The organism is Paraburkholderia sp. FW306-02-B, assembly GCF_058782725.1.
Genome location: NZ_JBYSXZ010000001.1, coordinates 3,026,265 through 3,038,637 on the forward strand (window position 1 = coordinate 3,026,265; position 12,373 = coordinate 3,038,637).

General features: G+C 62.9%; 10 protein-coding genes. 4 read left to right on the plus strand and 6 right to left on the minus strand.

Annotated features, from left to right (window positions below; genetic code table 11):
• Positions 1-32: 32 nt before the first annotated feature.
• The 4 genes from AC3WOG_RS13445 to AC3WOG_RS13460 all read right to left on the minus strand — a co-directional run bounded on the left by AC3WOG_RS13445 (position 33) and on the right by AC3WOG_RS13460 (position 4,650).
• Entirely contained in the window at positions 33-2,639 is a 2,607-nt protein-coding gene (locus tag AC3WOG_RS13445) for a mechanosensitive ion channel family protein (RefSeq protein WP_492578459.1), read from the minus strand.
• 188 nt (positions 2,640-2,827) lie between these two features.
• On the minus strand, positions 2,828-3,475 hold the full coding sequence (locus tag AC3WOG_RS13450; protein WP_492578460.1) for an NAD(P)-dependent oxidoreductase: 648 nt from the start codon (positions 3,473-3,475) through the stop codon (positions 2,828-2,830).
• 144 nt (positions 3,476-3,619) lie between these two features.
• Positions 3,620-4,075: an Rrf2 family transcriptional regulator gene (locus AC3WOG_RS13455; protein WP_492578461.1), complete on the minus strand. Its 456-nt coding sequence runs from the start codon at positions 4,073-4,075 to the stop codon at positions 3,620-3,622.
• Between the two features lie 98 nt (positions 4,076-4,173).
• Positions 4,174-4,650, minus strand: coding sequence for a BCAL1086 family glycoprotein (locus tag AC3WOG_RS13460; protein ID WP_492578462.1), 477 nt, complete (start codon positions 4,648-4,650; stop codon positions 4,174-4,176).
• Between the two features lie 266 nt (positions 4,651-4,916).
• Between AC3WOG_RS13460 and AC3WOG_RS13465 the strand changes: the two genes are divergently transcribed.
• On the plus strand, positions 4,917-5,498 hold the full coding sequence (locus AC3WOG_RS13465) for a DJ-1/PfpI family protein (protein WP_492578463.1): 582 nt from the start codon (positions 4,917-4,919) through the stop codon (positions 5,496-5,498).
• 128 nt (positions 5,499-5,626) lie between these two features.
• Positions 5,627-5,953 carry a hypothetical protein gene (locus AC3WOG_RS13470; protein WP_492578464.1) on the plus strand — a complete coding sequence of 109 codons (327 nt, stop codon included), beginning with the start codon at positions 5,627-5,629 and terminating at the stop codon, positions 5,951-5,953.
• On the opposite strand, the gene AC3WOG_RS13475 is transcribed toward AC3WOG_RS13470, so the two are convergent.
• Positions 5,940-7,697: a sensor histidine kinase gene (locus tag AC3WOG_RS13475; protein ID WP_492578465.1), complete on the minus strand. Its 1,758-nt coding sequence runs from the start codon at positions 7,695-7,697 to the stop codon at positions 5,940-5,942. The two genes, AC3WOG_RS13470 and AC3WOG_RS13475, sit on opposite strands and share 14 nt — an antisense overlap.
• A gap of 415 nt (positions 7,698-8,112) precedes the next feature.
• Here AC3WOG_RS13475 and AC3WOG_RS13480 point away from each other — a divergent pair, with 415 nt between their 5' ends.
• Complete coding sequence (locus tag AC3WOG_RS13480) at positions 8,113-9,315, plus strand: ammonium transporter (protein ID WP_492578466.1); 1,203 nt, start codon at positions 8,113-8,115, stop codon at positions 9,313-9,315.
• 248 nt (positions 9,316-9,563) lie between these two features.
• The gene (crcB, locus tag AC3WOG_RS13485) at positions 9,564-9,944 is read left to right on the plus strand and encodes a fluoride efflux transporter CrcB (protein ID WP_492578467.1); all 381 of its coding nucleotides are present in this window, start codon (positions 9,564-9,566) and stop codon (positions 9,942-9,944) included.
• Positions 9,945-10,332: 388 nt separating this feature from the next.
• Here the strand turns inward: crcB and AC3WOG_RS13490 are convergent, their stop codons facing one another.
• The gene (locus AC3WOG_RS13490) at positions 10,333-12,219 is read right to left on the minus strand and encodes a TniQ family protein (RefSeq protein WP_492578468.1); all 1,887 of its coding nucleotides are present in this window, start codon (positions 12,217-12,219) and stop codon (positions 10,333-10,335) included.
• Between the last annotated feature and the right edge of the window lie 154 nt (positions 12,220-12,373).

Here is a 12,373-nt window from a genome sequence, read left to right on the forward strand (position 1 = left end):
CCCTAGCCTTGGCCGACCCGCTCGTCATCCAATCAGCTTTTGCCGCCTGGTTCGCCTGCCGTGGGTATTTGAGGCGGGATCGGCGCAGTCTGTCCAGTCGGCGGCGGCGCAGGACGCGGTTCGTGCGAGACATCGCGCACCACCGCGGCAACCGCATGAGCGGCCCGTACCGATGAGGCCGTATCAGCATGCGCCTGCGCGTGGCCATGCGCGCCGGACCCGGGAAGGTCGTCGTCCGGCAGCGCTTGCCCTTCGTTATCCTTCGACGATGTGTACACACGCATCTGCGGCACCGGAATCTCAATGCCGGCTTCGTCCATCTTGCGTTTGAGCCGCAAATTGAAGGCCCGCGCCACGCTCCATTGCTGCAACGGCCGCGTCTTGATCTGCCCTTTCACGACCATCCAGTTCGGATCGAAACGGTCCAGTCCCCACACCTCGATCGGCCCGAGCATTTCGCGCCGGTAACGGAAGTCGGCCATCAGATCGGCGCCGACTTCACGGATCAGTTGCGTGATCTGATCGACGTCGGTCGAGAAGCCCATCCGCACTTCGAACACCGCATAGGCGAAATCGCGCGACAGGTTCTTCACGATCTTGATCTGCGAGAACGGGATCGCGTGAATCGCGCCCTGCCCGTCGCGCAGCCGCACGGTACGGATCGACAGATGCTCGACGGTGCCCGCGTGGCCACCGTCGACGTCGATCCAGTCGCCGACTGAAATCGTGTCTTCGAGGATGATGAAGAGGCCCGTGATCAGGTCGGTCACGAGCGACTGCGCGCCGAAACCGATCGCCAGACCGATCACGCCCGCGCCGGCCAGCAGCGGCGTCACGTTGATGCCGAGGTTGGCCGCGGTGACGATCCCGGCGATCGTCATGATCGACACCAGCAGCACGTTGCGCACCAGCGGCAACATCGTGCGCGCGCGCATGCTCGGATTACGCGACTTGTTGCGCAGGCTGCCCGGGTTGAGCGCTTCAGTAATCGCCGTGTCGACCAGAATCCACAACAGCCACGCTATGAACACCGTCGCGATGATCGCCGTCACAGCGTGCGCAATGCCGCGCGCCGCGACGTTTTTCTCGACCACCGCCGCGAGCGACAAACCCCACAAACGCGCCGCCAGTTCGAAGAAAAACAGCCAGATGAAGAGCGTCAGCAACGTGCCGGAAAAGCGCAGCAAGCGCGTCAGATACGGCGAGCGGCGGCGTGCACGCGGACTGCGCGGGCGCGTCATGCGCAGCACGATGGCCGACAGGAAAAAGGCCAGCACCAGCAACAGCGCGGTCACCAGAGAAATCTGCAGCACGTTTTCGCTGGTGCCCGAGCCGCCGAGCGTGGCAACCACCGAGGCCGTCGCGAGTACCAGCACCGGCACGTGCCATAGTGACGCGAGCACGTCGAACGCGTCGGTCGCGGCCTTATGATCGTTGCGCTGCTCGTAGGCCCGGTTGCGGATCAGATGCGCGACCGGGCGGCGGAACGCCACCGCGAAATACGCGGTCAGCACGGCGGCCGTCATGTTGGCCACGGTCGAAATCAGGGCGGCAAGGTTCGATCCGAGTTGATGCGCGACGTCGTAATTCACGGCCGCATCGCCGAGCGCGCCACACACGCCGACCACGAACAGCAAGCGCCGCGCGTGATCGATCAGCAGATGCACCGCGACCCGCCGATGCCCCGAGCCGAACAGCGAAAACATGATCAGACAGATCGCCGAAAACACCGCGCCCGCGACGATCGCATAGGCGACTACCATGCCTAGCGTGCGGCCAAGCGCATCGGGCATCGCGTGCACGAACAGGAGCGCCGCGAGAAACGCGACGATCCAGGGCCCCACGCGGCGCAGCGCGAAAATCAGCAACTCGCGCGTGGTGGGATTCGGGTTGAGTCCCATGATGATGCCGAAGCGCCGGTACAAACGATGTTGCAGATAGATCAGGGCGCCGGCGCAGGCGCCCCAGCCGGCCAGCATCGCGAACATCGACAACACGATGTGGCCGAGGCGCTCCTGCCCCTGGCCCGAAATGATCGTATACAGCTCGTTGCCGGCCGCATTGAAGCGTCCGGCCCAGTAGTGCACGGGCGAGCGGCCCTGATGCACGCCGGATTCGAACGACGCGATGCCCGACGCAATCGCGCCCAGCAAGCCGGGACTCGGTTGCGCGGGCGCCGGCGGTGCGACGTTCTGCGACACGTCCCGCAGCTTCTTGAGTTGCGCGACGAGCGCGGTGCGCTGACGGTCGTTGTCGAGCGTGGCGATCACGCTGTCGAGCGAGCGTGCCAGTTCCGCCTGGCTGGCGGGCGACGGCGCGGAGGCCGCCTCTGCCGCCGAGGCGCCGGAGGCCGCTGCGGGCGTCGCCGTCGCGCTATTGATCAGGCTCTGCAACGCCGGAATGACCGGGGTGCTACCGGCGGCCTGCGCGTTGGCGGGCATCCATCCCAGGCATAGCAGCAGCGCGAGGCAGACAATGGCCGACCACGCGCCGAGCCACGCCGCCACGCGCGCGCGAACGCTGCGGCGAGCGCCGCCTTGGGCATGACTAAAAGGAAATTGAAAGGCGGCGCGAGTCGCCGGCTGCCCGCCGTTGAACGGCGCAGCCCCGGACTCACGCCGCAATGGACATGACTGCATGGCGATCCGTAAGAAAACGGGAGACGCCAGTGTAGCCGCAGTTGCACCGCTAGCGACCGAACATGCGTAACCGAATGTTAGGACGCTTGCGCGTGCCCGGAATGTGAGGCCGGGCTGGTTCTCACATCCACGGCACGCCTGTTACCACGCGCATGCAGGGCGCATGCGTGATGGCGCTCCCGCTATGCTCAATAAGCCACCGTCGCGATCTGACGAATGAAACGTCCCTGTTCCAGTTCATCGACGAAGGCGATCGCGTAGTCTTCCGCGGAAATGCGGCTGTTGCCTTCGGCGTCGGCCAGCAACGTGTTCGTGCCGGTGCGGAACTTGCCGGTGCGCTCGCCCGGAGCGATCAGCGCGGCGGGGGCTAAGAAAGTCCAGTCGAGGTCGGCCACGCTGCGGTAGTAGTTGAACGCGTCGCGGTGCGCGAGCGCGACCGCCTTGTAGGCTTCGGGAAAACTGTCCGTATCGACCAGTTGCTTGCCCGGCGCCACTTCAAGCGAACCCGCGCCGCCCACCACCACAAGGCGCTTCAGGCCGGCGGCGCGCGTGCCTTCGACGAGCGCGTGGGTCGCTTTCGTCAGTGCCGCAACATCGCCATGCGGCGGCGCGTAGGCGCTGGCCACCACATCGTGACCGCGCACCGCGGCGCCGACGCTGGCGGCGTCGAGCAGATCCGCCTTGGCAGCATGCAGATTCGCCACGTCGGTGGGCACGCGTGCCGGATTGCGCGCCAGCGCCGTCACCTGATGGCCGCGCCGGGCGGCTTCCGCGGCGATCCGCGAACCAATCATACCGGTGGCGCCAAACAATGCGATTCTCAACTGTTTGCTCATTTCGATGCTCCTGTCATTAGCTTATATGTAACCGCGTTAATTACATATAGCGTGGAAAAAAGAGGGGCCCCGGCCCCGTCCGTTATCAGGCGCGCGTGTCTTGACTACTCGACACGCGCCCTCCCGTACAGCTTCCTTGTCGCGTCACCCGTGCGGGCGCCGCTTGTGCTCGCGCGCCCGTTCGGCACGCACTACGTCTGCGGTGGCATCGGCAAGCGTGCGTCCGGCAAGCGATGTCTCCATTGCCTGCTGTGCTTCGTCGATGATGTCGCGCAGCACAACCTGAATATTACGCCCGACCATGCACGCCGGATTCGGCTCCTCGCGATGCAGCGCGAACAATTGCGCGTCGTCCACCGCGCGGTACACCTCGAGCAAGGTGATGTCCTCCGGCGCCCGAGCCAGCAGCGCGCCGCCACCCGCGCCGAGTTGCGAGCTGGTGAGACCCGCTTCGGCCAGCATGGTCAACAGCCGCCGGATCAGCGCGGGATTCGTATTCACGCTGCCCGCGATCATCTCCGACGATAACGGCACGCCTTCCTGCAACGACAGCAGCGCGAGCACGTGCACCGCAAACGCAAACCGGCTACTCGTATTCACAGCAAACCTGCCCGCCAACGACAATGTGTAACCATAGTAATTACATTTAATCCGCTTGTCAAACCGTCCTCAAACCCTCGAGCGGGCTCGCCGGCGCATTACTTATCCATCTGCTTTTGCGCATCGCTGGAATCGCTCGAAGCCGACGAAGAAGTCGAAGCGTTCGCCGACGCCGCCGTATTCTGCGCCGACCATTCCTGCAGCTTGCGCCCTGCCGTCTCCAGCCCCTGACCGGTCAGCGAAGCAGCCTTGCCAAGCTGCGCGTTGGCCGCGCTCGCCGCGCCTTGCAGATTGGCTTGCGCGCTTGAAGCGAGCGACGCCGGATCGATCTTGATCGACGGCGCGGAGGCCGAGTCGAGGTTCTGCTGGGCGACGGAGCTGGTCGCGTCGACTTGCTGGCCGACATAGCTGGCCGCCTGATCGAGCTTCTGACCGGCGGCTTGCGCGACGTCGTTGAGCTTGCCGGCGACCTGCCCTGCCGACGCATCATTCTTCTGACAAGCAGCCAGGCCGCTCAACGCGAGAACGACAAAAGCGGCACGACGCAGCAACGGCGAACGAATCGATGAAATCATGTTTGAGTATGAGCCGCGTCAAGCGGCTTCTGCATGCGAAAACGCGCCCATGATACGCCGTTGCGCTGCACGGTCTCCCCGGCGAGCACCCGAAAGCCCGCGCAAGCGCCTCGTGGCGAAGGCTTGCGCCATTCGACAGGTCAAATGCAAGAGCCGTCGCACTAGCCGCCGCGTGATCCGTCGCGGTTCTGTCAAACGCGTTGGAGTAGACTGCCTGAACGTAAATACGCGTTCAATGTATTCCGTCGATCAATTGGAGGCATACGATGGCAGCAAAGAAGATCCTGTTCCTGACCGGCGACTTCGCCGAGGATTACGAAACGATGGTGCCGTTTCAGGCGCTGCAGGCAGTCGGCCATGTCGTCGACGCGGTGTGTCCGAACAAGAAGGCAGGCGATCGCATCAAGACCGCGATCCATGATTTTGAAGGCGACCAGACCTACACCGAAAAGCCGGGTCATCAATTCACGCTCAACGCGTCCTTCGACGACGCCGATGCCCGCCAGTACGACGCGCTAGCGATCGCCGGCGGCCGCGCGCCGGAGTATTTGCGGCTCAACCATAAAGTGATCGAACTCGTGCGGCAATTCGCCGAAGCGGGCAAGCCGATCGCGGCGATCTGTCATGCCGCACAGCTGCTGGCCGCCGCCGACGTGATCCGCGGCAAGCGCATTTCCGCCTACCCGGCCTGCGCGCCCGAAGTGAAGCTGGCCGGCGGCGAATACGCCGACATTCCGATCGACGCCGCAATCACCGACGCCAATTTCGTCACCGCGCCCGCGTGGCCCGCTCATCCCGAGTGGCTGCGTCAATTCCTCGTGCTGCTCGGCACCCGCATCGAACTCTGATACCACGGCGGGCGCCTTGTCCTCGCGACAACGTGCGCTCGCCAATCCCATCAGCATTTGAGATTAGTCCGATAGTTTGCAGCGGAAGGCTCTCCTATAGTCGCCAGTTGACTTGGGAGCCTGTTTCGATGGAACTGACTGATTGGATCGTTATCCTCGCCGTCACGCTGATGGCAATTGCTTTTTTCTGTACGCGCACGCCGGCCAACTGGTCGCTGGAAAACCGCGCGCGCCGTCTTGCCGGCACGCGTCTGCTGGTGCAAGCCGCGTGCTCGCTGTGGGCGGCGCTGCTAATCCTCGCGCACGGCCTGTTCGCGCTCGACGGCCTGCCCGGCTTGCGCCCCGCGCCGCTGGAGGCGCTCACGGGTGTCGTTATCCTCATCGGCTGCAGCTGCTACTGGTCGATTCGCGCGAGCAAGCTGCTCAAACCGCGCCTCCTGTTTACCGCGTGCTGACGCTCTGCGCCGCATTGGCGGTGGGCGCAGCGGCGCTGCCGCCACCACTTGGATCACGCCCACCGCGACCATCACGCATCTCCCGCGCATCGCGAACTTCGTCAAGACCACCCGCTTCGAGCGTGGCCTGCGCCGCCTCGGCAGCCAGGTGCGCCGCCCGCGCCTCGGCCTCGGGCAATGACAGATAAAAGGTCGTCCCCTGAGCTTCTTTCGACTCCGCCCACACGCGCCCGCCGTGCCGCTCCACCACGCGCCGAACCAGCGCGAGGCCGATCCCCTCGCCCGCTGCCACATTGCCGTGCAGCCGCTGAAACGCGTTAAATAGCCGCGGCAACGCGACGGCCGGAATGCCCAGACCGTTGTCCCGCACATAGAAAATCCGTAGCGAGTGCACGCCCGGCGGCGCCGGCGTCGTGCCGATCTCGATGCGGCCTTCGCGCGACGGGTCCAGATAATTGACCGCATTGCCGACCAGATTCGCGAACACCTGTTCGAGCGCGGTCGGGTCGCCCCACACCGCCGGCAATTCATCGACGATGACGCGGGCGCGGCGCGCCCGGATCGACGCCTGCATCGCATCGACCACACGGGGCACGATGTCACGCACCTCGACCTTCTGCTGCCGGTACTCGACGCGGCCGACGCGCGAGAGCCGCAGCAGCGCGTCGATGATGTGCGATGCGCGCAGCACGGCCGTCTGCAAGTAGTGCAGCGCTTCGCCGATATCCTCGTCGACCACCCGTTCGATGCGCTGCCGGGTCTCGGCCGTGAGCGACGACTCGCGCACCGCCGCGCGCAACTCGTCGCAGGCGCGAATCAGTTCTTTAGAAAATCCCTGCAGATTCACTAGCGGCGCGCGCAGATCGTGCGACACGCTGTAAATGAACATTTCGTTTTCCTGGGTCTGCTGCCGCAAGGTCTCGTTGATGCGCGCGAGCTCACCGGTGCGGCGCGTGAGATCGGACTGGAAGCGCGCCTGGAAGCGCTCGGCTTCGAGTAGACGCCGGCTGGTTTCGTGCAAGGTCAGATCGAGCCGGGCAATCTCGTCGGTGCCTGGGCCGAGCGGCGCGAGCGGCTCATTTCCCGCAAGGCGCCCGGCGTTGTCGGACAGCAGCGCGAGACGGCCGCGCACGCCGCGCGTAAAGAGCCAGACCGCGAGCGCGACAAACAGCAAGGAGCCGAACACCGCGGCGACCACCAGTATCTGCTGCCGTTCGCGCGCGGCGTCGGCGGCATTCGAGCGCTCCGTGTCGAGGCGCCGCTCTTCGGTCTGGAACGCCACAACCTGCTGGCGGAAACGATCGAGCACGTCGGCCGCCGCGAGATCGCGGAACCGCTCGACGACATCGCGCCGCCGCCCCGAACGCAGCATGTCCTGCATGCGATCCGACCACTGGCGATACGCCTGTACAGCCTGGCGCAGCTGAACCACGCGCTCGACTTGCGCCGGGTTGTCGGCAACCAGTTCGGCCAGTTGATCGATGCGCCGGTCGACGTCCATCCACAGCGTGACAGGTGTGGCGAAGCGGATATCGCCGACGAGCACCGCACCACGCAGACGCACCGATTCGTCGAGCACCGGTTCGAGAATCGCGGTGGTCTGGCGCAGCACTTCTTCGCTATGGACGGCCCATTGCTCCGCTTGCGTCGCATCCGCCTGCGCCTTGACCAGTCCGGACAGGAGCGCCAGTTCGAAGAGGGCCGGAATCGCGATCAGCAGCAAGCCTTTGGTGGTCAGTCTCATGCGTGCGCATTGGAGTTCGGTGGCCCGGCAGCTGATGCGCGGGGACGGCACATTATGTCGGCGTTTTAACGCGAAGACAAAGGCAGAGCGCGGCGTGACGGCGGTTCTTCAAGTAATGGTGGAGACCGTGCTCCGAAAATGAGCATTCTCGCCTTCAGGAATTTGAATTAAAACGTAAATCAAATCGAATAAATTGCCCAAACTTGGATCATTCTGACCACCACGATACCGATATGCACTTTTATTGTGCTTAATTTGTGATTAAAGGCGCTTACCGTGCAGCCGGCAGCACAGTGTAGCAGCCACAACAAAGCGCATTCCGGTGCAGTTTTGCACCGAATCGACGCTTCAGGCACAAGTTTGGCCCGCTTCTTGCATTCACTGCCCGCTTTTTTGGCATAAACGGGACACATCGATGGAAAGTTTGAAAACCGGCACCGATACCCTCTTCCTGTTGTTGGGCGCCGCAATGGTGCTCGCCATGCATGCGGGCTTCGCGTTTCTCGAACTCGGTACGGTACGCAAAAAGAACCAGGTCAACGCGCTGGTCAAGATTCTGGTGGACTTCTCGGTCTCGACGATCGCGTATTTCTTCATCGGCTACACCATCGCCTACGGCGTGCAGTTTTTCGGCGGCGCCGAGTCGCTGGCCGCGCACAACGGCTATGCGCTGGTGCGCTTCTTTTTCCTGCTGACCTTCGCCGCGGCGATTCCGGCGATCGTTTCGGGCGGCATCGCCGAGCGCTCGAAATTCAACCCACAACTATTCGCGACCTTCGTGCTGGTCGGCTTCATCTACCCGTTCTTCGAAGGGATCGCGTGGAACGGCCGCTTCGGCATCCAGACGTGGCTTACCCAATTGTTCGGCGTGCCGTTTCACGACTTCGCGGGCTCCGTGGTGGTGCATGCGTTCGGCGGCTGGGTCGCGTTGCCGGCCGTGCTGCTGCTCGGCGCGCGCCACGGCCGCTATCACCGCGACGGCGGCATCGCCGCGCATCCGCCGTCGAATATCCCGTTCCTGGCGCTGGGCGCATGGGTGCTGGCGGTCGGCTGGTTCGGTTTCAACGTGATGAGCGCGCAGACCATCGACAAGATCAGCGGTCTGGTCGCGGTCAATTCGCTGATGGCGATGGTCGGCGGCACGCTGACGGCGTGGCTCGCGGGCCGCAACGACCCCGGCTTCACGTACAACGGGCCGCTCGCCGGGCTGGTCGCGGTATGCGCCGGCTCCGATGTGATGCATCCGCTCGGCGCGCTGGTGACCGGCGGCATCGCCGGCGTGCTGTTCGTCTACATGTTCACCTGCGTGCAGAACCGCTGGCGCGTCGACGACGTGCTCGGCGTGTGGCCGCTGCACGGCCTGTGCGGCGCGTGGGGCGGGCTGGCGGCGGGCATCTTCGGCTTGCACGCGCTCGGCGGGCTGGGCGGCGTGTCGTTCGGCGCGCAACTGATCGGCACGCTGGGCGGCATCGCGGTCGCGTCGCTCGGCGGCACGCTCGTGTACGGCGCGATTCGCCTGACGGTGGGCCTGCGGCTCGACCAGGAAGACGAATACAACGGCGCGGATCTGTCGATCCACAAGATTTCGGCGACCCCGGAGCGCGAAAGCGTCGGCTGATTATCGATATCGCCTCCGCGACCCGGCGCGCGGTCCCTGCAGCGGGCGCCGTGCCGATGATAGACTTGCGCGCCGGAGCGGCTTCGTCGCCTGTGCCTCGACTGCTTCTCGACTGCTTCGAGGCCGGCAAGGCACCGGCAGCGGGGTGACCACGCCCCGCTTCGCCCCCGCTGGCCGCGCGGAAGCGGCGGCCGGCGCGCACTACCCGCTCCGACGACCATTCGACACTGCTGCCAGGTCTTATCGATATGTATCTGTCCATTCTTGCGGTCGGCATCGGCGGCGCGCTCGGCTCGCTGTTCCGCTGGTTCCTCGGCATCCGTCTGAACGGCATATTTGCCGGCTTGCCGCTCGGCACCTTCGCCGCCAACGTGATTGCCGGCTACATCATCGGCGTCGCCGTCGCGGGTTTCGCGCGGGCGCCACAGATCGCGCCGGAATGGCGGCTCTTCGTCATTACCGGCCTGATGGGCGGCCTGTCGACCTTCTCGACCTTTTCCGCGGAAGTCGTGCAGCGCTTGCAGGACGGACGGCTCGGCTGGGCCGCCGGCGAGATCGTGATTCACGTGGGGGCGTCGCTGGTGATGACCGTGCTCGGGATTACGACCGTCGCGCTGCTGGCGCGCTGAAGCGCCCGATGCGTAGCGGCAGCGCTATCGCGTTGCCCGCAACCTCACGCGTGCCCCCGCCGGCGCGAAACGACACGATTTCCGCCGCTGCCGCGCGGCCATATACGCCGCCAGATACCGAAGGACGTAATCGCCGGCAACAAAGTGTGCTCGCAAATCTCGCAGCCAGCCGCTTCCGAGCGTCCGGGAACGCAACGTCTGACCGATTAAAGTTTGCATTAAAGACACCGGACGACACCCAGAGCCATCGTCTTACGCACGCAAAGTGTGCTCCAAGCCCGCCCCTCAAGGGCCATAGGTCAATTCATTTATAAGGGACGCAACCGATAATTGTGCGCCGCACCAATTTAATAGATTGCCTCAATCGTCAAGCCTGGTGGATGTCAGACTATCCGCGCCAGGCCGGTGAGCGAGACTGAGCAGATGAAGACAAACGCCGCTCGACATTGCGCCTTTGCATTTCGGTCAACGACTTGTGTTGGAGGCCGCAATGACGCAACAATTTGGGAAGGGACAGAGGTTGTCGGTCTGACAAACGCTGGAGCCAGAATTCGAGCAAACGGTCAACGTAATCTGAGCGACGCTCAACAATTCGGTCCAGATGCTGCTGGCAGCCAGGAGCGTGCTTGACTCTAAATCTTGTGAGACCGGCGGCCGCCAAAATCGCCTTTCGGTTCTTCCAAACGGGCTGCGGCGAGGCATCGAGCACAGCACAAGCCGCATCCAGCTGAACGACATACGATGGGGCCAAGCTTGCTCTCTTCGAATAACGCCAGTCGTAACGCCTGTTGAGCTGCTGAAGCCAGACGTTGTCATGCATTTGCAATGTTCGATACACACGCCCATTGGCACCAATCGCGCTTTTCAGCTTACTTCCGGCCGGTGCCGCACTCAGACTGGCGCGCCAACTCGCACGGAGTGAATCCCGTTCTAAAACAGAGACTCTCTCTGAGTCCTCACGCGTTGGGCGCAAGTTCTTCCACATCCAACCCATGCGTGGGTTCATTCCTAGCTGGCGCACCGCCGCGGTTGCCGAAATACCGCTGGATATGAGTTCACGGAACGCCCGCCTGTACCTTTCGCCATATCGCACAATTTCTACTTTGGTCTCACCGTTCTCATAGGTTTGGCAGCTCGTCGACATGCCGCACGAGCAGGTCAGTAAAATCTTGACTCCGTCGGCTGAACGCTTCATTTGCTCATATTCGTCATGCCGGTGATGGAACGCACCGGCGCAAGGAATGAGGGCCGCGATTCTTTCGGGTTCCTCTGCATAGGTTACCTCCTTGGCATGACTTCTTGAGCGCAGCGGAGGTTCATCAACCGCTCCCTGGCTCCGTCTCTGCCCTGCGACTCCAATGCTAGGAACAAAGATACCTGGCTGAGATATGCGGTAAGCAAGAAACGACTGGACCGCCAGATACTTGAAGGGACACCCTTTTTCGATTTGCCCGGTACCCCAAAACGCAGTCTCCAGATAGTCAAAGTCCAGACCAGTCTTGCTGCAATAGGCCTCTCCGAAATACTCAACACAGCCCGATGCCAAGGCTAGTTTCTTGATATGCCCGGCTTTCGAGACGAATCCTGCCTGCTTCAACACTTCATGGTACGGGAAGCCTTTGAACATTTCGCCCCCCGTCAACTGTCCGTGCGCGCTGCGCCTTGCAACGTCCCTTATTGCCTGAAGCTCAAGCGCCGCAACGCCGTTCATGACAGGCGCGTCATTGGGCGAGGCGAGCGCTGCGCAGGTCACCGGTTTAGTGGAGAGGTCAAAGTCATCCGCCAAGGGAGAGACCCTTAACGGAAGAGCGTGTTCGGGGCACACATACACGCCAGGCAGTTGATGGATGACTTGAAAATACGGTTCGACACCTGCTTGCCGGCAAGCAGAAACACACTCGTCGCAATAGCGCACGCCTGATTTTTCCTCGCGGCGCAATTGGTTCGCCTTCAGGGCCCGCCTCACTGTGCCAGGCGGAGCCAACATGCGTTCAGCCTCTGCATCGCGCACATGCTTCTCTGCGAACAATAGATAGTAGTTGAACGGAGTATGACACCTCAAACAATCGATTGGCGCTATACGCCAATAATCCTTGGCAGCCTCACATAGAAGCCCGACTCCTCTAGGCAGGATTTTGTCACTCAATGAGCAGCTTTTTCCAAAAATCAGCCTAAATATAGGGTAGAACGTTTGCAGTCCAACTTCAACTGCATATCGACTGAGATTGCTTGAGAGCGTTTCTCCTTCTAGCAGAGGTTTCAAAGTAAGCGCCATGACGTTTTCCCGAGAATGAGTGGAGGAAACTACCCGTCTCTGCTAAAACACATCAGTAACGCGTATCAATGGGCACGCAGAGGCGCGCGTGAATCCACTCTATGCGTGACGCCTGAATCTAAAACTGTGGACTCTATTCCATCGACACTTCGTC

What these genes read in the sequence shown, in the direction of transcription:
- AC3WOG_RS13445 (WP_492578459.1), bottom strand. Translation starts at nt 2,639, where the DNA reads ATGCAGTCATGTCCATTGCGGCGTGAGTCCGGGGCTGCGCCGTTCAAC.
- AC3WOG_RS13450 (WP_492578460.1), bottom strand. Translation starts at nt 3,475, where the DNA reads ATGAGCAAACAGTTGAGAATCGCATTGTTTGGCGCCACCGGTATGATT.
- AC3WOG_RS13460 (WP_492578462.1), bottom strand. Translation starts at nt 4,650, where the DNA reads ATGATTTCATCGATTCGTTCGCCGTTGCTGCGTCGTGCCGCTTTTGTC.
- AC3WOG_RS13465 (WP_492578463.1), top strand. Translation starts at nt 4,917, where the DNA reads ATGGCAGCAAAGAAGATCCTGTTCCTGACCGGCGACTTCGCCGAGGAT.
- AC3WOG_RS13470 (WP_492578464.1), top strand. Translation starts at nt 5,627, where the DNA reads ATGGAACTGACTGATTGGATCGTTATCCTCGCCGTCACGCTGATGGCA.
- AC3WOG_RS13475 (WP_492578465.1), bottom strand. Translation starts at nt 7,697, where the DNA reads ATGAGACTGACCACCAAAGGCTTGCTGCTGATCGCGATTCCGGCCCTC.
- AC3WOG_RS13480 (WP_492578466.1), top strand. Translation starts at nt 8,113, where the DNA reads ATGGAAAGTTTGAAAACCGGCACCGATACCCTCTTCCTGTTGTTGGGC.
- crcB (WP_492578467.1), top strand. Translation starts at nt 9,564, where the DNA reads ATGTATCTGTCCATTCTTGCGGTCGGCATCGGCGGCGCGCTCGGCTCG.
- AC3WOG_RS13490 (WP_492578468.1), bottom strand. Translation starts at nt 12,219, where the DNA reads ATGGCGCTTACTTTGAAACCTCTGCTAGAAGGAGAAACGCTCTCAAGC.